General features: G+C 64.4%; 19 protein-coding genes. 10 read left to right on the top strand and 9 right to left on the bottom strand.

The genetic code is table 11. The features are described 5' to 3' along the window. The first annotated feature begins 19 nt into the window (after nt 1-19). The 6 genes from K408_RS0109325 to K408_RS0109300 all read left to right on the top strand — a co-directional run bounded on the left by K408_RS0109325 (nt 20) and on the right by K408_RS0109300 (nt 7,791). On the top strand, nt 20-850 hold the full coding sequence (locus K408_RS0109325) for an OmpA/MotB family protein (protein ID WP_024338331.1): 831 nt from the start codon (nt 20-22) through the stop codon (nt 848-850). 173 nt (nt 851-1,023) lie between these two features. Next, nucleotides 1,024-2,925: a potassium transporter Kup gene (locus K408_RS0109320; protein ID WP_024338330.1), complete on the top strand. Its 1,902-nt coding sequence runs from the start codon at nt 1,024-1,026 to the stop codon at nt 2,923-2,925. A gap of 137 nt (nt 2,926-3,062) precedes the next feature. After that, a complete protein-coding gene (locus tag K408_RS0109315; protein WP_024338329.1) occupies nt 3,063-4,994 on the top strand; it encodes a potassium transporter Kup in 1,932 nt (643 codons plus the stop codon). Nucleotides 4,995-5,151: 157 nt separating this feature from the next. Further along, nucleotides 5,152-5,478: a rhodanese-like domain-containing protein gene (locus K408_RS0109310; RefSeq protein ID WP_024338328.1), complete on the top strand. Its 327-nt coding sequence runs from the start codon at nt 5,152-5,154 to the stop codon at nt 5,476-5,478. 8 nt (nt 5,479-5,486) lie between these two features. Next, nucleotides 5,487-6,665, top strand: a complete 1,179-nt coding sequence (locus tag K408_RS0109305) for an aminotransferase (protein WP_024338327.1) — start codon at nt 5,487-5,489, stop codon at nt 6,663-6,665. A 7-nt stretch (nt 6,666-6,672) separates the two neighbouring features. Next, complete coding sequence (locus K408_RS0109300; RefSeq protein ID WP_024338326.1) at nt 6,673-7,791, top strand: polyamine ABC transporter substrate-binding protein; 1,119 nt, start codon at nt 6,673-6,675, stop codon at nt 7,789-7,791. A gap of 72 nt (nt 7,792-7,863) precedes the next feature. Here the strand turns inward: K408_RS0109300 and K408_RS0109295 are convergent, their stop codons facing one another. The 6 genes from K408_RS0109295 to K408_RS0109270 all read right to left on the bottom strand — a co-directional run bounded on the left by K408_RS0109295 (nt 7,864) and on the right by K408_RS0109270 (nt 12,636). After that, nucleotides 7,864-8,796 (bottom strand): lipid A biosynthesis lauroyl acyltransferase, encoded by a 933-nt coding sequence (locus K408_RS0109295; protein ID WP_024338325.1) that lies wholly within the window; start codon nt 8,794-8,796, stop codon nt 7,864-7,866. A gap of 8 nt (nt 8,797-8,804) precedes the next feature. Continuing rightward, entirely contained in the window at nt 8,805-10,082 is a 1,278-nt protein-coding gene (locus tag K408_RS0109290) for a beta-ketoacyl-ACP synthase (protein ID WP_024338324.1), read from the bottom strand. Between the two features lie 21 nt (nt 10,083-10,103). Continuing rightward, nucleotides 10,104-11,309 (bottom strand): beta-ketoacyl-ACP synthase, encoded by a 1,206-nt coding sequence (locus K408_RS0109285; RefSeq protein ID WP_024338323.1) that lies wholly within the window; start codon nt 11,307-11,309, stop codon nt 10,104-10,106. Beyond that, nucleotides 11,306-11,776: a 3-hydroxyacyl-ACP dehydratase FabZ family protein gene (locus K408_RS0109280; RefSeq protein ID WP_024338322.1), complete on the bottom strand. Its 471-nt coding sequence runs from the start codon at nt 11,774-11,776 to the stop codon at nt 11,306-11,308. The genes K408_RS0109285 and K408_RS0109280 overlap by 4 nt, the downstream gene beginning before the upstream one ends. Nucleotides 11,777-11,786: 10 nt before the next feature. Then, on the bottom strand, nt 11,787-12,074 hold the full coding sequence (locus K408_RS0109275; RefSeq protein WP_007592476.1) for an acyl carrier protein: 288 nt from the start codon (nt 12,072-12,074) through the stop codon (nt 11,787-11,789). A 220-nt stretch (nt 12,075-12,294) separates the two neighbouring features. Continuing rightward, entirely contained in the window at nt 12,295-12,636 is a 342-nt protein-coding gene (locus K408_RS0109270; protein WP_024338321.1) for a hypothetical protein, read from the bottom strand. Nucleotides 12,637-12,860: 224 nt separating this feature from the next. Here K408_RS0109270 and K408_RS0109265 point away from each other — a divergent pair, with 224 nt between their 5' ends. The 4 genes from K408_RS0109265 (at nt 12,861) to K408_RS0109250 (ending at nt 16,639) form a co-directional block, all read left to right on the top strand. Beyond that, nucleotides 12,861-13,484, top strand: a complete 624-nt coding sequence (locus K408_RS0109265) for a ParB-like protein (RefSeq protein ID WP_024338319.1) — start codon at nt 12,861-12,863, stop codon at nt 13,482-13,484. A gap of 107 nt (nt 13,485-13,591) precedes the next feature. Continuing rightward, a complete protein-coding gene (locus K408_RS42000) occupies nt 13,592-13,765 on the top strand; it encodes a hypothetical protein (RefSeq protein WP_155248335.1) in 174 nt (57 codons plus the stop codon). A 145-nt stretch (nt 13,766-13,910) separates the two neighbouring features. Continuing rightward, complete coding sequence (locus tag K408_RS42695) at nt 13,911-14,078, top strand: hypothetical protein (RefSeq protein ID WP_196232361.1); 168 nt, start codon at nt 13,911-13,913, stop codon at nt 14,076-14,078. Beyond that, nucleotides 14,075-16,639, top strand: a complete 2,565-nt coding sequence (locus K408_RS0109250) for a cation-translocating P-type ATPase (protein ID WP_024338318.1) — start codon at nt 14,075-14,077, stop codon at nt 16,637-16,639. Before K408_RS42695 ends, K408_RS0109250 begins: the two co-directional genes overlap by 4 nt. Here the strand turns inward: K408_RS0109250 and K408_RS0109245 are convergent. The 3 genes from K408_RS0109245 to K408_RS0109235 all read right to left on the bottom strand — a co-directional run bounded on the left by K408_RS0109245 (nt 16,636) and on the right by K408_RS0109235 (nt 19,569). Continuing rightward, nucleotides 16,636-17,139: an MgtC/SapB family protein gene (locus K408_RS0109245; RefSeq protein WP_024338317.1), complete on the bottom strand. Its 504-nt coding sequence runs from the start codon at nt 17,137-17,139 to the stop codon at nt 16,636-16,638. The two genes, K408_RS0109250 and K408_RS0109245, sit on opposite strands and share 4 nt — an antisense overlap. A gap of 10 nt (nt 17,140-17,149) precedes the next feature. Next, the gene (locus K408_RS0109240) at nt 17,150-17,731 is read right to left on the bottom strand and encodes a peroxidase-related enzyme (protein WP_024338316.1); all 582 of its coding nucleotides are present in this window, start codon (nt 17,729-17,731) and stop codon (nt 17,150-17,152) included. A 98-nt stretch (nt 17,732-17,829) separates the two neighbouring features. Then, a complete protein-coding gene (locus tag K408_RS0109235; RefSeq protein ID WP_028145841.1) occupies nt 17,830-19,569 on the bottom strand; it encodes an ATP-binding protein in 1,740 nt (579 codons plus the stop codon). Nucleotides 19,570-19,741: the final 172 nt, after the last annotated feature.

Genomic DNA, 19,741 nt, shown 5'->3' with positions numbered 1-19,741 from the left:
CGCCGCCGGGATTTGAGAGATGGCCAAGAAAAAGCGCGGCGATGCTCACGGCGGCGGCCACGGCTGGTTCGTAACCTTCGCCGACCTGATGGCGCTGCTGCTGGCGTTCTTCGTGATGCTGGTCGCGTTCTCGACACAGGATGCCAACAAGCTCAAGATCGTCGCGGGCTCGATGCGCGAGGCGTTCGGCGTGCAGACCGAAGCGCGCTACTCGGGCATCGTCGAATCCGACGGCCTGCCGACGCGTCCGCGGCTCAAGAACGTCGACCACATCCAGCCCGAAGATTCGTCCAACACGCCGACGCCGGATCAGGAGGATCGCGAGAAGACCTCCGGCGCCAAGATCAAGGTCGACCGCAATTTCGCCCTGGCCGCAGCCTCGCTGCGCCAGGCGTTGCAGGACATGCCGGAGCTGACCGAGATGTCCAAGCACATCATGTTCGAGGAAACCAAGCAGGGCCTCAATCTCGAGATCGTCGACCAGGACGGCCGCTCGATGTTCGCCGACGGCTCCAAGGTGCCTTACGACCGCACGCGGCGCCTGGTCGAGAAGCTAGCGATCCCACTCAAGGCCACCCCGCTGCGGGTTTCCATCACCGGCCACACCGCGGCCGGATTCGTGCCGACCCGCAGCGACTACGGCGCCTTCGACCTGTCGGCAGACCGCGCCAACGCCGTGCGACAGATCCTCGAACGCGAAGGCCTGCCGCCGTCGCACATCTTCGCCGTCTCGGGCAAGGCGGATACGCAGCCGCTGTTTCCGGACGATCCCTCGCTCGCTGCCAACCGTCGGGTGACCATCACCCTGATGCGTGAAGATCCGCCGCTGCCGCCCAATCTGAAGCCGTGACCCTCTTGCACTACGATTATACCTGAGACATGTCGTCGCGCGGGCGACAAGCGTGGCCGCACCGTCACAGCATCCGTCTCAAGGCCTGCTAAGGTGGGGGGCCGATTGACACGCGCGCGGGAAGCGTCAAAAGGCGCCGGATCAATTCAGGGACGGAAGCGTTTTTCACCCCCATGACGGCGAGCATCACATCGACCGAGACCCAGGACGGGCAACCGGTCAAAACAGGCTTTTGGGCCCTTACGCTCGGGAGCATCGGCGTCGTCTTCGGGGATATCGGCACCTCGCCGCTCTATGCATTCCACGAGGCGGTCAAGGGCGCGGCCCATGGCGAGCCGGTGTCGCGGGTCATCGTGCTGGGCGTGCTCTCGCTGATTCTGTGGGCGCTGCTGATCGTCGTCACCGCCAAATACGTGCTGCTGCTGCTGCGCGCCGACAATAACGGGGAGGGCGGCACGCTGTCGCTGATGGCGCTCGGCCAGCGCGCGCTCGGGCGACGAAGCTGGGTTCTGCTCGCGCTCGGTGTGGTCGGCGCTTCCATGTTCATCGGCGATTCCATGATCACGCCGGCGATCTCGGTGCTGTCGGCAGTGCAGGGCCTCAAGCTGGCAACGCCCGCGCTCGAGCACTATGTGGTGCCGCTGACCGTCCTCATCCTGGTGCTGCTGTTCGCGGTCCAGAGCAAGGGAACCGCCCTGGTCGCATCGGCCTTCGGGCCGGTGATGGTCGTCTGGTTCGCCGTGATTGCGGTGATGGGGGCAGTGCACATTGCCGACGACCCCACCGTGCTCGCGGCAATCAATCCCTATTACGCGGTGCAATTCGTGCTGTCGCACGGCATCATCGGCCTCGTCACGCTTGGCGCCGTGTTTCTGGCGGTGACCGGCGGCGAGGCGCTTTATGCCGATCTCGGCCATTTCGGGCGCAAGCCGATCCAGTCGGCGTGGATGTTCTTCGTGCTGCCGGCCCTCTTGATCAACTATTTCGGGCAGGGGGCGCTCGTGCTGTCCGATCCCAGCGCGATCGAACATTCCTTCTACCGCATGGTGCCCGACAGCCTGGTGCTGCCGCTGGTCGGACTTGCGACGGCGGCAACCGTGATCGCGAGCCAAGCGGTGATCACGGGCGCCTATTCGCTGGTCTATCAGGCCGTGCAGCTCGGTCTCTTGCCGCGTTTCGAGGTGCGTTACACCTCCGAATCCCACGCCGGCCAGATCTATCTGCCCCGCGTCAACCGCCTGTTGCTGATCGGCGTGATGCTGCTGGTGCTGCTGTTCCACACCCCCAGCAATCTGGCCTCGGCCTACGGCATTGCCGTCTCCACCACCATGGTCGTCGACGGCATCATGGGTTTCGTCGTGATCTGGAAGCTGTGGAACTGGCGCGCGGCAACGGCCGCAGCCGTGATCGTGCCCTTCGTGATCGTCGATTTGAGCTTCTTCAGCGCCAACCTGCTCAAGCTGCTCGACGGCGCCTGGGTGCCGCTGCTGTTCGGCGTCGTCATGGCAGGGACGATCTGGACTTGGCGCAAGGGGTCCGGAATCCTGATCCAGAAGACGCGACGGATCGAGGTGCCGCTGGACGATCTGGTCGGCAGCCTGGAGAAGCGGCCGCCGCATATCGTCAAGGGCACGGCGGTGTTCCTGACCAGCGATCCCGCCTTCGTACCGACCGCGCTTCTGCACAATCTCAAGCACAACAAGGTGCTGCACGAGCACAACGTGATCCTGACCATCGAGACCGCGCACACGCCGAGGGTCGATCTGTCGGAGCGGTTCCGGATGGAGAAGATCAGCGACAAGTTCTCCAAGGTCCGTCTGCGCTTCGGCTATATGGAGCAGCCGAACGTGCCCAAGGCGCTTGCGATCGCGCGCAAGCAGGGCTGGCAATTCGACATCATGTCGACATCCTTCTTCGTGTCGCGAAGGTCGCTGAAGGCATCGGCGCAGTCGGGCATGCCGCTGTGGCAGGACCATTTGTTCATCGCGCTGAGCCGGTCCGCCAACGATGCCACCGACTACTTCCAGATTCCCACCGGGCGGGTGGTTGAAGTCGGAACCCAGGTCACCATCTAAGTGCATCGGCAAAGCCATGCATATCTGCATGGCTCCGGCCCGCAAACAGGCTAGGCCATGCCGCTGGCGCAAGACTATAAGCCGCGCGCTCTTCCGCCGTTGTGCCGTGAAGCATTTTGAGGCCACTGGGCTCTCCCATGACAACCGACGTAGCAGCAGTTCCTGCCCCGGAAACGGCGGTGGCCAATGGGCATGGCGAGGCCCACACAACGGCCCGTTTCGGTGCACTGACCCTCGGCAGCATCGGCGTCGTCTATGGCGACATCGGCACCAGCCCGCTCTACGCGTTCCGCGAGGCCGTGATGGCGGCCTCGGGTGCGGAGGGATTGCCGACGCCGGCAGCCGTGCTCGGTGTGCTCTCCCTGATCCTATGGGCGCTCATCATCGTGGTGACGCTCAAATACGTCGTGATCCTTCTCCGGGCCGACAACAACGGTGAGGGCGGCACCCTGGCGCTGATGGCGCTGGCCCAACGGGCGGTTGGCACCGGCGGGGGAACCATCGTCCTGCTCGGCATCATTTCCGGAGCCCTGTTCTATGGCGATGCCGTGATCACGCCGGCCCTGTCGGTGCTGTCCGCAATCGAGGGCATGAAGGACGTCACCCTGACATTCGAGCCCTATATCGTTCCGCTGACCATCGTGATCCTCGTCTGTCTGTTCGCTGTGCAGTCCCGCGGCACGGCGCGCGTCGCAGCGTTCTTTGGCCCGATCATGTGCGTGTGGTTCGCAGTCATCGCGGCAGCGGCGGTCCATCCGATCATCCAGCAGCCGCAGGTGCTGCTTGCGCTCAACCCGCTCCATGCGGTGTCCTTCATGCTGCACCATGGCATCATCGGCTTCGTGACCCTGGGCGCCGTGTTCCTGGCAGTCACCGGCGCCGAGGCGCTCTATGCCGACCTCGGCCATTTCGGCAAGCGGCCGATCCAGTTTGCCTGGCTCTCCATCGTGCTGCCGTCGCTGGCGCTCAACTATCTAGGGCAAGGGGCGCTTGTCCTCAGCGACCCCGGCGCGATCGTGAGCCCGTTCTTCCAGCTCTTTCCGCAAGGCTTTTTCCGCGGCAGCATGGTCGTGCTGGCCACCGCCGCCACGGTCATCGCGAGCCAGGCCGTCATCACCGGCGCCTATTCGCTGACGCGGCAGGCGATCCAGCTCGGCCTATTGCCGCGCTTCGAAATTCGCCATACGTCGGAAGCTCATTCCGGCCAGATCTTCATCCCCCGCATCAACCAGTTGCTGCTCGTCGCAGTGGTGCTGCTGGTGCTCTTGTTCCGCTCGTCCAGCGCCCTGGCTTCCGCCTACGGCATCTCGGTCACCGGCACCATGGTGGTCACGGCAATGATGGGCTTCGTCGTGATCTGGAAGGGCTGGCGATGGCCGCCGCTCGCCGCCGGGGTGCTGATCGCACCGTTCTTGTTCCTGGATCTGACCTTCCTGACCGCGAACCTCCTGAAGGTGTTCGAGGGCGGCTGGATGCCGCTGGCGCTCGGCGCGCTCATGGTCATCCTGATGTATACGTGGCGGCGCGGCAGCCGTCTGCTGTTCGAGAAGTCGCGCAAGCTCGAATTCCCGCTCGCGGACCTCGTGGCCATGCTGGAGAAACGGCCGCCGCAACGAGTCCCAGGCACCGCGGTGTTCCTGACCTCGGACCCGCTCAGCGCGCCGACCGCGCTGATGCATAGCTTGAAGCACTACAAGGTGCTCCACGAGAAGAATGTCATTCTTACCATCGAGACCGCGCAGACCCCGCGGATCGATCCGGCCGACCGCGTGAGGCTGGAGCAGATCTCGCCGACCTTCTCCAAGGTGACGCTGAAGTTCGGCTTCATGGAATCGCCCAACGTGCCGAAGGCGCTCGCGATCGCCCGCAAGCTGGGCTGGCAGTTCGACATCATGTCGACCTCCTTCTTCCTGTCACGCAGAGCGCTCAAGCCCGCGGCCCATTCCGACATGCCGCGCTGGCAGGACCGGCTGTTCATCTCGCTGAGCCGCTCCGCCAACGACGCCACCGATTATTTTCAGATCCCGAGCGGCCGCGTCGTGGAGGTCGGTACGCAGGTGGCGATCTAGGGCCCGGATTCAAAGCGGACTTCAAGTCGCTGCGATTTAGCTTTAACTTGCGCCGCGCGGCTCAAGCCTTTGTAGCGCTTGATTTTCGTCTCCCGAGAGGCGAGGTTGCCGCCAGCCGGGATCGCCCCGGTGCGCGGCCGCGACGTTGGAGGATGATGTGGCAAATCAAGTGCAGGATCTGACCCCGGACGAGGTCTCCAAAGGTGTCGCGGAAGGACGCTATCTGCTCGTCGACGTTCGCGAGCCGAACGAGGTTCAGGCCGAGGCCTATCCTTTCGGCGTCGTGGTGCCGCTCTCGACCTTCGATCCCAAGGCCATCCCCGATCCCGCAGGCAAGGAGGTCGTGTTCGCCTGCCGTTCGGGCAAGCGCTCGGTGACGGCCTCGCTGGCGGCGCAGGCGGCGGGCCTGCCTTACGACAGGCATCTGGCCGGCGGCATGCTGGCCTGGAAGGCGGCCGGACTCCCGACCAGGCTCGGCGGCTGATCGGCCCGATGTCCAAAAGCTCGTCCCTGAACAAGGTCTTCGCCGATCTTCCCGTCACCATCTTCGAGGCGATGTCGCAGGCCGCGCGCGACAACGAGGCCATCAATCTCGGCCAGGGCTTTCCCGACGATCCCGGCCCCGAGGACATTCGCCGCGCCGCAGCCGAGGCCTCGCTGAACGGCTACAACCAGTACCCGTCGATGATGGGTCTGCCGGAGCTGCGCCAGGCGATCGCGACCCATTATGGCCACTGGCACGGCCTCAAGCTCGACCCGATGAGCGAGGTCATGGTGACCTCCGGCGGCACCGAGGCATTGACCTCGGCGATCCTCGCGGTGGTGCAGCCCGGCGACGAGGTGGTCTGCTTCCAGCCGGTCTATGATTCCTATTTGCCGATCATCCGCCAGGCCGGCGGCATTCCGCGCCTCGTCCGGCTCGAGCCGCCGCACTGGCGCCTGAACGAGGACATGCTGAAGAGCGTGTTCAATTCAAAGACCAAGGCGGTCCTGTTCAACAACCCGCTGAACCCTAGCGCGGTGGTCTATCCGCGCGAGGACCTCGAGCTGCTGGCGCGCTACTGCCAGGAGTTCGACGTGATCGCGATCTGCGACGAGGTGTGGGAGCACGTCACCTTCGACGAGCACAAGCATATCCCGCTGATCACCATCCCCGGCATGCGCGAGCGCACCATCAAGGTCGGCTCGGCCGGCAAGATCTTCTCGCTGACGGGGTGGAAGATCGGCTTCGTCTGCGCCGCGCCGCCGCTGCTCCGCGTCGCCGCCAAGGTGCACCAGTTCCTGACCTTCACCACCGCGCCGAACCTGCAAGTGGCCGTCGCCTACGGCCTCGGCAAATCCGACGACTATTTCCTGTCGATGCGCAAGGATCTGACCCGGAGCAGGGACCGCCTGACCAAGGGCCTCGAGAGCCTCGGCTTCCCCGTGCTGAAGTCGCAGGGCACGTACTTCCTCACCGTCGACCTGTCGCCGCTAGGGCTCAACGAGAGCGACACCGAGTTCTGCTGGCGGATCGTGAAGGATTACAAGGTCGCGGCGATCCCGGTCTCGGCATTCTACGAGCAGGACCCGGTGACCTCAGTGGTGCGCTTCTGTTTTGCCAAGAAGGACCAGACGCTCGATACCGCGCTGGAGCGGCTCTCGGATGCGGTGCGCGGGCGCAAGAGGTAGGAACGAGATGACGAAGGTCGGCCGCTCGGGGTTTCGCCTCGGTCTCGCAATCACCGCGGCGGTGTCGTTCCTTTCCCAGGCGGCCGCCGCCGAGGAGCGCGTCGTCAACTTCTACAACTGGTCCAATTACATAGCGCCTGGCGTCCTCGAAGCCTTCACCAAGGAGACCGGCATCAAGGTGGTCTATGACACCTTCGATGCCAACGAGACGCTGGAGACGCGCCTGATGGCCGGCAAGTCCGGCTATGATGTGGTGGTGCCCACCGCCTATTTCCTGCAGCGCCAGATCAAGGCCAACATCTTCCAGAAGCTCGACAAGTCGAAACTGCCGAACCTCGCCAATGCCTGGCCGATGGTGACCAAGCACCTTGCGACCTACGACCCCGGCAACGTCTACGCCGCCAACTACATGTGGGGCACGACCGGCATCGGTTACAATGTCGCCAAGGTGAAGCAGATCCTCGGGCCCGACGCCAAGATCGACAGCTGGGACATCGTCTTCAAGCCGGAGAACCTGGCAAAATTCAAAGATTGCGGCGTGCACTTGCTGGACTCCGCCGACGACATCTTTCCGGCGGCGCTGAACTGGCTCGGGCTCGATCCGAACTCGACCAAGCAGGCCGACCTCGAGAAAGCAGCGGAGGCCGTGGCAAAAGTCCGGCCCTCCGTACGCAAGTTTCACTCGTCCGAATATCTGAGCGCACTCGCCACCGGCGAGATCTGCTTCGTGGTCGGCTGGTCCGGCGACATCATGCAGGCACGCGCCCGCGCAGCCGAAGCCAAGAACAGCAGCGGCGTCGAGATCGGCTACGCCATCCCGAAGGAAGGCGCGCAGATGTTCTTCGACAATCTCGCGATCCCCGCCGATGCCAAGAACGTCAATGAAGCATACGAGCTGATCAACTATCTCTACCGCCCCGAGGTCGCGGCGAAGAACGCCGACTTCCTGTCCTACGCCAGCGGCAATCTCGCCAGCCAGAAGCTGGTCGATCCGAAGATCCTGAACGACAAGAACATCTATCCGGACGAGGCGACGCTCTCGAAGTTGTTCGTCATCACCGCGCGCGAGCCGGCCACGCAGAGGATCATCAACCGGCTCTGGACCAAGGTGAAGACGGGGCGCTGAGCTGGATTGCCGTCATAGCGAGCGAAAACTCTGGATTGCTTCGTGGCTTCGCTGCTCGCGACGGCGACGTAACTAACGCCACCTTCGATGCAGCCAAAGCCACTGCTCGGGATGCTCGCGCACCCAGCTTTCCACCACGCTGGTGATCGCCTGCGTCGTGCCTTGGATGTCGATCCTGCCCTCCGCATCGCGCACCGGCTTGACCTCTTCGGTCAGTTCGCCGCGGAAACGGCCACCGGGCAGGCGGATGATGCGGACGCCGTGGATCGGGCATTCGACCTGGCGGAGCAGGCGCGCCAGCATCGGATTGGCGCGGGTCTTGCGGCCGAAGAATGTGACCTCGACGCCGCCGGTGAGATACTGGTCGATCAGCATCGCGACGTGCTTGCCGTCCTTCAGCGCCTGGGCGAGCCGGAGCGGGGCGTCACGGCCCGCCGGGATCAGCGTGCCCATGTTGACCTGTCGCATCTCCTGGATGATGCGGTCGGCCGAGGCGATGTTCGGGCGGCGATAGAGGATCGCGGTCTCCAGTCCATGCGCGACGGCGGCGAGCGCCGGCAATTCCCAATTGGCGAGATGCGCAGCGAAGATCAGCGCCGGCTTGCCGTCATCGCGGATCCGGTCGAACAGCTCGATGCTGCGCGGCGACAATTCGATCCGGCTGTTCTCGGGATGGTCGCGGTCGTAGTCCCAGACCTTGTCCATATGGGCGAATTCGGCGCCGACGCGGCCGAGATTGTCCCACACGCCCATCAGGATCTGCTCGATCTCCTCCGGCGATTTCTCCGGAAAGGCAGCGGCGAGATTGGCGCGGCCGATCCGATGCTCGCGCAGGCGCGGGCCGATCGTCTTCACGACGCGCGCGAAGAAGTCGGAGGTCTTGACCGGATCGAAATAGCGCGTGGTGCGCAGCAGGCCGACGGTCGCGGCGCCAATCAGGCTTCCGCCGAGCGATTTGGCAGCCTCGCGCGCGCGGGCCTTCGTGCTCGCAGTCAGCAGCGCCATGCGTCCGGTCAGGCCGGTTCGCGGGTCAGGATCAGCGAAGCGTTCTGGCCGCCGAAACCGAACGAGTTCGACATCACCGCGGTGACGCGGGCATCGCGCGCCTTGTTGCCGACGACGTCGAACAGGATCGTCGGGTCCGGGGTGTCGTAGTTGATCGTCGGCGGAATGCGCTGATGCTCGAGCGTGAGCAGCGAGAAGATCGCCTCGACTGCGCCGGCGGCCGAGATGGTGTGGCCGACCATGGATTTGTTCGACGTGACCGGAATCTTCCGCAGAAGCTCGCCGAACACGGCCGATGTCGTGTTGTACTCCATCTTGTCGTTCTCGGGCGTCGCGGTGCCGTGCGCGTTGATGTGATCGATCTGGTCCGGCGTCATGCCGGCGTCGGCCAGCGTCTTGTTCATGCAGCCGATGATCGGCTTGCCGTCAGGCGAGGAGCGGGTGCGGTGGAAGGAATCGGTGAGCTCGCCGCAACCGGCGATCACGCCGAGGATCTTTGCGCCGCGTGCAGTCGCCGCCTCATAGCTTTCGAGCACCAGCGCGCCGGCGCCCTCGGCCATGACGAAGCCGTCGCGGTTCTTCGAGAAGGGGCGGGAGGCCGCCTGCGGCGGATCGTTCTGGGTCGACAGGGCCGAGAGCAGAGAGAAGCGCACCATGGCCTCGGGATTGACCGTGCCGTCGGTCGCGACGCACAGCGCGGCATCGGTCTCTCCGCGGCGGATCGCTTCGACGCCGAGCTGGATCGAGGTGGCTCCGGACGCGCAGGCCGTCGACAGCGAGATCGGGGAGCCCTTGGTGCCGAAGGTCTCGGCGAGGTAGGCGGCGACCGAGCCGAACATGAAGCGATGATGATAGGCGCTGTACTTGCCGCCGCCGGAAATGCGGAGCAGATCATCATAGGTGATGTCCTGCTGGCCGACTGCGCGACCAAGCTCGCGACGCTGCGGCCATTCGACCTCGACCGGCGCAACCGCGAGGAAGAGGGGACCCGGGAAGTCGGCCTTGGCGCCGATGCCGGACTGCTCCAAGGCTTCCTGCGTCACCAACTCGGCCATCCGCTCGGACAGGGCGGTCGAGGAGAACGGATCGACGCTGACGAAATCGACCGTGCCGGCCATGGTGGTCTTCAGGCCGTCGACCGGAAAACGCGTGATGGTGCGGATGCCGGATTCGCCGGCGACGAGCTTCGCCCAATTGTCGGCCTTGCCGGCGCCGAGCGAGGTCATGATGCCCATGCCGGTGACGACGACGACGGGACGCCCGAGTTTGTCGCGTGGTGCAGTCATGTCGATCCCCGCTTGAGCTAGCTAAACTGCCTCGACCAGCGCCATGCCTTCGCCGCGCCAATGTCCGGCCCCCACCACGACAATCTGGGTGGGTGCGCCCTGCATTTCAATCTCGGTCCCCGTGGAATCATGCGGCGGGAACAGCGCGCCGCGCGAGATGGACAGTGCGGCCAGCGCGATGCCGAGCGGGAATTGCGTCTCCATGGCGTGGCCGAACATCGTGCCGGTCGAGCGCACCGGGAACTCGGCATGGTTCTTCAGGAAATTGCGCTCTTCCGAGGTCGCGGGCTCGGCACCGGTCGCGCCGGATATGATCGCGCCCTTGCCATCGCGCTTCGGCAACTGGGTCCACAGCTTCTCCAGGGTCGCAGCCATGTCGCCGGGCTGCTTGCGCTTGGCGAGGTCGGCGACCACGCTCGACAGCTTTGCGAACGGCTTCGCGCCGCGCGCTTCCGCATGCGCCTTCGATTCCAGCACCAGGAAAGCGCCGGCCGAGCCGAGCGCGAAGCCGGGATGGTCCTTGCGCGCCCAGACGGGAGCGAACTTGTCCTTCAAGTTGAAGTCGCCGAATTCGTAGAGGACGAGCAGGTCCTTGCGTTCGCCGTTGTGCGAGCCGCCGACCAGCGCGATGTCGCTTTCGCCCGAGGCGATGCGCGCGAGCGCAATGCGCGCGGCATCGGCGCCGGCGACCTCTTCACCCATGAAGGTGCGCGAGGTACCTCCCAAGCCGTGCACGATGGCGATGTTGCCGGCGAGCAGGTTGGAGAGCTGGGCCAGGAACAGCGTCGGCCTGAGATCGCTCATCAGCCGCTCGTTCAGGAAGCCCGGCGCGTTGGCGCCCTTGGCCTCGGCGGTGAGAATGCCGGTGTCGACGTTGAGATCGCGCTCTCCGCCGCCGGCGGCGACCACCATGTCGATCTTCGACAGGATATCCTTGTTGCCCTTGATGCCGGCGGAATCGAGTGCAAGACCGGCGGCATAGGTGCCGATGCGCTGCCAGGCCTCCATCTGGCGCTGGTCGCCCTTCTTGGGAATCTGGCTGTCGAAGCTGACCGGCATCAGCGGATGCACGATGTAGGGGGCAAAGCCCTTCTCGTCGACATTGATGCGCTTCTCCTGAAGCGCGGCCCAGTTGGCATCCAGGCCCTCGCCAAGCGAGGTGGCGAGCCCAATGCCCGTGATCCAGACTTCGGTCTGGCCCGGCTTCGAAACGGAAGTGTCAGTCATGGCGATACGGCCTGTTGCGGAAACCCGACGCGCTTGGCGATCGCGTCCATGTGGGAGCGCATGTCCGCATTGGGGAAGGGAATCAGCGTGAAGGTGAGCGCCGAATTCGCGCGCAGCTTGCCGCCAACCTTGATCTTGGCCTCGGTCATGGCATAGCCGGAGCCTTCGTGGGTGAGGCTCGCCTCGATGCTCATGAGATCGCCGGGGAACACCGAGCCGCGCACCTTGGCCTCCTTCACGGCAGCCAGGATCGGCATACGTTCGAACTTGAACACGCCGAGCTGAAGCCAGCCGGAGGCCTGCGCCATCGATTCGATCAGAAGCACGCCGGGCATCAAGGGATAGCCCGGGAAGTGCCCCTCGAATACGGTGCTTTCCTTCGGGACCTGGGCTTCGACGACGATCGTCTTCTCGTCGACCTTGAGGTCGACGATGCGATCGATCATGTGGAAGTATTCGAGTTGCATGACTGCGCCCTTAGGCGCTCGCACCCTTGGCCGCAACCAGTTCGTCGATGCGGGCGCACAGGTTCTTCAGGACGAAATATTGCTCGGTGGTCGCCTTGCCGTCGTTGACCTCCTGGGTCCACTTTTCCAGCGGCAGCTTGATGCCGAACTGCTTGTCGATCGCGAAGGCGATATCGAGGAAATCGAGGCTGTCGATGCCGAGGTCATCGATGGCGTGGCTATCCGGCGTGATCGTGTCGCGCGGGATGTCGCAGGTTTCAGCGATGATCGTAGCGACCTGATCGAATGTGGAGGACATCACTAAGCCTTTGATAGATTGTGGGTATTTCTCAGATATTCCAGAGTGGCATGGTGGGTGGGCATCGCGCCCCTGATGACGCCCTCTAACCCCTCTCTGGCCGGGTCGAAAGCCCGTATATCGGAGCGCCGCCCTGAGTTCAATGGAGCCGGACAAGGGCGGCGACAGGGCTGGGGATGCCTGTCGGAGCCTCCCGGCGCACGACCGGCGGCGACCGGCTCTAGATGTGTGGCGTCGTGATCTTGATACAGTCGCGGCGGCCCATCAGCACGCAATCCTGGGTCCGGCGCAGGTCGGCGATGCTGACCGCGAGCCAGATCCCGATCGCGGTCAAAGCAATGGTGAAGGCCAGCGCTGCGATGTTGGCAAGCATGCGCTGGCGAAAATTGTCGGGTTCGGCGCGGGGCTGCTCATAGCGCGACAAGTCGAGCCGTTCGGGTGCGATGCGCAGCGGCTGCACGGTGCCGCTGCCGCGCTGGGCCGGCCGGGAAGGCGCGGTGCGCGGCCTGAACTGGAGCACCCGGTGCTCGTCATCAGAGCTTATGGGCCGCTGGTTGTTCATGGGGCGGGATCACTCCGAAGCTCCGATTTTGATAGCATAGGCGACGAGAGCGTTGCAGAAAATCTTCTGAATGCGCGCGTGCATTTGTGCAGTCGCACAATTTGTGAATGGATGGTCCAAAGCGTCGGGGAAGCCGGTCGTCGTGCATTTTATCGCCGCTGGATCCGATGGCATGAGCCGCGGGAACCGGAACATCAGCTGCAACGGTGTGAGGACTTTCGATCATGACGAACACGCGCGAGCCGAGAGTGCATCCGGTCCCGATTATGTCGCTCCGGCCGACACAGATGACGGTCGGACTGCGCGAGGTCAGGGAGAAACGCAAGCGCTGGCGCGAGCACGACAACAAGGAGCAGGCCGACCTGCTCGGCAAGCACATGATTCCCGTCGTCTTCGGTCCAGACAAGCGCTACTACGTCATCGACCATCATCATCTCGGCCGCGCGCTGCACGATGAAGGCGTCAAGGAGGTGCTGGTGACCATCGTCGGGGACCTCAGGATGGTCGAGCGCGAGGCTTTCTGGGGCGTGATGGACAACAGGCGCTGGGTCTATCCTTACGACGCCAAGGGCGAGCGGCGGTCGTTCCGCGACCTGCCCAAATCGCTCGCCGATCTCAAGGACGATCCATTCCGCAGCCTTGCCGGCGAATTGCGCCGCATGGGCGGCTTCGCCAAGGACACTACGCCGTTCTCCGAATTCCTGTGGGCGGATTTCCTGCGCAGAAGGCTGTCACGCAAGGCGGTCGACGCTGATTTCGACAAGGCGCTCGAGATCGCCATGGCTGCGGCCAGGAGCAAGGATGCGATCTACCTGCCTGGCTGGTGCGGTCCGGAGGACGAGGATTAGGGCGGTGGACGCCCTGCGACACCATCCCTCGCATGACATCACGGTCTCTTGAGCGAAATCATTTTTCATCGCCATGAAGCGGTCCTGAAACACGGGCCGTCCCATCTATGGTTATCGAGCTCATACAGGAGGCCGAAATGCGCCGTCTGATTTTTGTCATTGCCGTGCTCGCCGTCGCCTCAGCAGGCATCTCCGCCTCGTTTGCCGCAGTTCACCACGCCCGAACATTGACATTTGCCGAGCGGTTTGCCCCGGCGCTCGAGGCGATGGCAAAGCGCTAGCGGTACGGCGGCCCGAACACGCTTGATCTTCCGCAAGTTCGCGGCGGCGTCGGCGGCTATCGTGCGCCTGCATGATTACGGAAGCAGCGATACGCCCCGACGCGGGGGCGGGAGGGCTACAGGTCATGCTGACTGGGACATGACCATGAGCATCATCTTTCGTCTCCTGTTCATCATCGCCGGCGCGGTCACCGCACTGTTCGTCGCGCGTGATGCGCTGAACTTCACGATCATCCAGACCTTCGTTGCGATTTTGCTCGTGACCGCTATCGTGGGCGTTGGAAGTCTCTGGAGCCTGCGGCGGAAGACGTGAGTGAGGTAGAACGCGGCAGTTTAGCCGGGCTGAGCGAAGCCGAGGCCCGGCTACGGCTACAACAGGAAGGTTACAACGAACTGCCCCGGTCCGAACGGCGCACTCCACTGCGCATCGTTCTGGAGGTGCTGCGCGAACCGATGCTCGCGCTCCTTCTGTGCGGCGGGCTGGTCTACCTCCTGCTCGGCGATCTCCGCGAGGCACTGCTTCTGCTCGTGTTCGGGGCCATCTCCGTCGTGATCACCATCGTGCAGGAGACCCGCACCGAACGTGTGCTGGAAGCCTTGCGAGAGCTGACCAGTCCGCGAGCGCTCGTGGTCAGGGACGGGGAACGCCGGCGGATCGCAGGGCGGGAAGTCGTCCGTGGCGATCTCCTCGTCCTCTCCGAGGGCGATCGGGTTCCGGCAGATGCCATGCTTGTCAGTGCGCGAGATCTGGCTGTCGACGAGTCGCTGCTAACCGGCGAGTCGGTGCCCGTTCGCAAGCAGCTCGCCAAGATGCCGCCCGCGGAAGCGGCATCGACCGATCATCGCCCGGGCGGTGACGACCAGCCATTCGTGTATTCGGGCTCACTCGTCGTACGAGGTGAGGGCCTGGCCGAGGTCGAGGCCACCGGGCCCCGCAGCGAGATCGGGAAGATCGGATTGTCGCTGCATGGCTTGCGGCCGGAGCCGCCTCGGCTGCAGCAGCAGACTGCCCGGCTCGTTCGGCTTTGCTTTCTCGGCGGCGTGGCGATCAGCCTTGCCGCTGTCCTGCTCTATGGAATGTTGCGCGGAGATTGGCTGCAGGCGTTGCTCGGGGGCATCGCAATCGGCATGTCCATGCTTCCCGAGGAGTTTGCCGTCGTCCTGACGGTGTTCATGGCCATGGGCGCCTGGCGCATCTCCAAGGCGCGCGTGCTGACGCGTCGCGCCGCAGCGATCGAGGTGCTTGGCTCGGCGACGGTGCTCTGTACCGACAAGACCGGCACCTTGACGCAGAACCGGATGTCGGTCGCGGAGCTGAGGTTGCGCGACGGCGTAAATATGCGGGCTGGGTCCTCGCAGGCGGCTCCCGTAAGAACAGAGTTTTTCGAACTGGCGCGTTGCAGCGTTCTGGCAAGCTCGCCGGAACCGTTCGATCCCATGGAGAAGGCGCTGCACGCATTCGTGCATGCAGGTCTCCCGCAGGACGACGAGGCCGCGGACGCTCGGACCTTGGTACGCAGCTACGGCCTGCGCCCCGAACTGCTGGCGATGACCCAGGTCTGGCGTTGGTCGCATCAGAAGGGCCTCGTCGCGGCGGCGAAAGGCGCCCCCGAGGCGATCGCGCACCTCTGTAAGCTGGATGGTGCGGATCAGGAGGCGATGCGGGATGCGGTCGCGGTGATGGCGAAGAATGGTCTTCGCGTGCTCGGCGTGGCCGCCGCAACCTACCACGGCGAGGACCTGCCGCCGTCCCAGGAAGGCTTCGCCTTTCGCTTCATCGGTTTGGTGGGGTTGGCCGACCCGCTTCGTCCGGGCGTTCCCGAGGCGGTGGGTGAATGCCGCTCGGCCGGCATTCGCGTCGTCATGATCACGGGCGACTATCCGGCGACCGCCATGGCGATCGCCGGGCAGGCGGGACTCCATGTCAACGAAGTCGTGACTGGCGAGCAGATCAAGCTTGCGGACGACGGCGAGCTCGATGCGCTCGTCAGAAACGTGAACGTCTTCGCGCGCGTCCTGCCGGAGCAAAAGCTGCGGATCGTTCAGGCGCTGAAGCGCTGCGGCGAGATCGTGGCGATGACGGGCGACGGCGTCAATGACGCGCCGTCCCTGAAAGCCGCGCATATCGGGATCGCGATGGGCGGCCGCGGCACCGACGTCGCTCGCGAGGCATCCTCGATCGTCCTGCTCGACGACGATTTCAGCTCCATCGTCGCCTCTATCCGGCTGGGACGCCGGATCTACGACAATCTGCGCAAGGCCATGGCCTTCATTTTCGCCGTCCACGTTCCGATCGCCGGGCTTGCCCTGCTTCCCCTGGTTTTCGGGCTGCCGCTGGTTCTCGGCCCGGTTCACATCGCCTTTCTGGAGCTGATCATCGACCCCGTATGCTCGCTGGTGTTCGAAGCCGAGCGGGAGGAGCGCGACGTCATGCAGCGCCCGCCGCGACGGGCCGATGCGGAGCTGTTCTCGTGGCCCTTGATCGGCTGGAGCGTCCTGCAGGGCGCCATGGCGTTCGCCTTGATCGCCGCGATCTTCGTCGGAGCGATTCGTTCCGGGCTTCCGCCCGATGAGGCGCGCACGATCGCATTCATCACGCTCGTCGTCTGCGTGATCGCGCTGGTGCTGGTCAACCGGTCCTTCAGCGCCTCCTTCTTGTCTGCCTTCTTCCGCCCCAACCCGGCGCTGCTGTGGATATTTCTCTCGATTGCGTTCGTGCTCGCCACGGCTCTGTTCTGGCCGCCCGCGTCCGGTCTCTTTCGTTTCGGTCCCCTGCACCTGGTGGACCTGATGATCACGCTCGGCGCGGGATTGCTGGTGCTTACGGCGCTCGAACTGCTCAAGCCGTTGTGGGGCCGCCGGCTTCGGTTCTAGCCGCTCCCTCGGGAATCCGTCTGCGGCAAGGTCTCTGTCCGTTGCGGATCTTCCTTGCCGCCGAGGGCTCGATGCAGCCAGCGTTCGACGCGGCGGCCGATCGTGAGCAGCACGAAGGTAAAGGCGAGCGCGACCAGGACGATCTTCCACTGCCCGGCGCCGCAGGCAATGCCGACACAGGCGGCGAGAAAGGTGCAGGCCGCGCTGGTGAGGCCCCGCACCCGAAAGCGGTCGCTCTCGTGGACGATGACGCCGGCGCCGAGAAAGCCGATACCGGTGAGAATGCCCTGGATCACGCGGCTCGCCGCATCGGTGATCCCGCCGGGCTCGGCGAACGCGACCGCGAGCAGCACGACCGTTGCGGTAGAGAGCCCGACGATGCCGAGCGTCTTCAGTCCGATCGGCTTGCCATGCAGGTCGCGATTGAGGCCGATTGCGCTGCCGGCGAGCGTCGCGCTGCCGAGGCGCAGCAGGATTTCGGGCCAGTCCAGCTCTGTCATTGCGTGTCGATCATGTCTTCGGCAGGCGTCCCATCAGGTAGAACTCGTCGTTCGGACGCATGCCCGTGAAATTCGCCAGCCGGTTCGACAGCGCGAAGAAGGCGGAGATCGCGGCGATGTCCCAGATGTCGTCGTTGCTGAAGCCGTGCGGGGCGAGCGCTGCGAAATCGTCGTCGGAGATGCGCTGCGCCTCGGTCGAGACTTTCATCGCGAAGTCGAGCATTGCCTTCTGCCGCGGCGTGATGTCGGCCTTGCGGTAGTTCACCGCGACCTGGTCCGCGATGAGCGGGTTCTTGGCGCGGATGCGCAGGATCGCGCCGTGGGCGATCACGCAATACTGGCACTGGTTGGCCGCAGAGGTCGCCACCACGATCATCTCGCGCTCGGCCTTGGTGAGGCCGCCGTCCTTCTCCATCAGCGCGTCGTGATAGGCGAAAAAGGCGCGGAACTCGTCGGGACGATAGGCCAGTGTCAGGAACACGTTCGGCACGAAGCCGCTCTTCTCCTGCACGGCGAGAAGCCGCGTGCGGATGTCGTCGGGGAGTGTATCGAGGGCGGGTGCGGGGAAGCGCTGCGGGGCGGTCTTTGTCATGGCATGGATTCCGGCTGGGGGTCGGAAACCATACTCGATGCGGCCTGCAGGCTCAATCTGGTGGCCGATGCAATGACGGTATCGGATCGACCGTTGCCTTACCGCAGCGGCTTCTTGAGCAGCGAGAAGCGGTCCGGATCAAGGCCCATCGATGGCTGCAGCATCGGGGCTTCGACGCTGGACATCGTCTTCGCCGGCGGTGCCGAGAACACCGGATCGTTCGGCACGTCGCGCTGCGATGTGGCACCGCGCCAGCGCTCGAGCACGGCGCTGACGAAATGCATGTCATGGCCGGAGGTGACGGAGGGCACGCTCGAGATGGTGGCTTCGCCGCGCGGCAATTGATGCGGCGGCACCTCCTTGAAGCGCAAGCGCGTCGGCAGTGCGACGCCTTCGCCGAAGGCCAGCACCTCGCGCGTGCCGAGCGAGGGCACGAAGGAGAGCAGGTTCGCGGCGGCGTCCGACACCGCGGCGCGCAGCAAGGCCTGGTCGCGATCGTTGGCAAGGCGCATCGTGAACAGCGTGTTGCACTGGGAGATGATGGTCGCGTCGAGCTCTGCCGGACGCTGCGTGATCAGGCCGAGATAGACGCCGTATTTACGTCCCTCCTTGGCGATGCGCGACACTGCCTTGCGGGTCGGCCCGAAGCCGATGTTGCGGTCGGCGGAGGCATAGCGGTGGGCTTCCTCGCAGACGAACAGCAGCGGTGAGACGCCGTCGCTCCACAGGCCGAAATCGAAGGCCATGCGGCAGAGCACCGAGACGACGGAATCGATGACTTCCGCCGGGAAGCCGGCGAGTTGCATCACCGTCATCGGCTTGCCGTTCGCTGGCAGGCGGAACAGATGGCTGATCACCTCGGCCATGGTGTCGCCGCCGACATTGGCGTTGTCGAACATGAAGGCGTAGCGCGGGTCGTTGCGCACGGCCTCGATACGCGAGATCAGCTTGTGATAGATGATGCGCGAGGAGCGGTTCTCGAGCTTGCCCATACGCTCGTCGATCAGCGACAGCAGGTCGACGAGGCGATAGGGCACCGGCGTGTCGACGGTGTAGCCGATCTGCTTGGGATCGATGCGCTTGAGACCGATGCGGTCGGCGTTCTGGTACTGGGTGTAGACGCCCTTGGCGAGCGGAATCACCTCAGCGAGGATGTCGAGCTCCTCCGGCACGCCGGCGCGACCGCCGAACAGCACGTCGACGATCTCCTCGAAGTTGAACAGCCAGAACGGCAGCTTCAGGTTCCGCGGGTTGAGAACCAGCGCGCGGTCGCCGAAGCAACGGCCATATTCGTTGTGAACGTCGAGCAGGAAGATGCGCAGGTTCGGCCGCGCCTTCAGGATCTCGTTGAGCAGCAGCGAGACGCCCGTCGATTTGCCGACGCCGGTCGATCCCAGCACCGCAAAGTGCTTGGACAGCATTTCCTCGACGTCGACATAGGCGACGACGGAGCGATCCTGCTGGAGGAAGCCGACATTGATCTGGTCCGACCCCGTCGGCGCGTAAATCGTGCGCAGCTCCTGGCTGGTGATCAGGTCGACGGCGTCGCCGATCGTCGGATAGTTGGTGACGCCACGCTGGAATTTGGCCTTGTCCGCGGCGTTGAGGATCTCGCCGAGCAGATCGACCGAGGCAATGGCGATGTAGCCGTCGGAGCTCGACAGGTTCTCGCAGGAGACCTCAGTGATCATCGCGACGATGACCGAGCTGGCGCAACGAATGCTGACGAAGCGGCCGACGGTCGCCCGAACCTCCGAGATCGGCATTTGGCTTGCCGCCAATAACCCGACCCGGGCGAGCGATCCGCGAACCGAAATCACACGTCCAAAGGATGTCACGATGAGTGGACCCAGCAAGAGCAACGAATTCGCTCCGACTATGCGCGGCTGTCGCTGCACAAACGGTTAAACGCCGGGCGCGGCGGCTTCGTTAAATCTGCGGTAATTCAGTCGGGAGCTTTGTGGCCAATGCACACTTAGGAGCGTAAGTGCCCGGAAATTGCTGCATTTC

This window comes from Bradyrhizobium sp. in8p8 (assembly GCF_000426845.1).
Taxonomy (GTDB): Bacteria; Pseudomonadota; Alphaproteobacteria; order Rhizobiales; family Xanthobacteraceae; genus Bradyrhizobium; species Bradyrhizobium japonicum_C.
The sequence above is the reverse complement of the archived record's forward strand: the minus strand, read 5'-3'. Positions and strand labels throughout refer to the sequence as shown.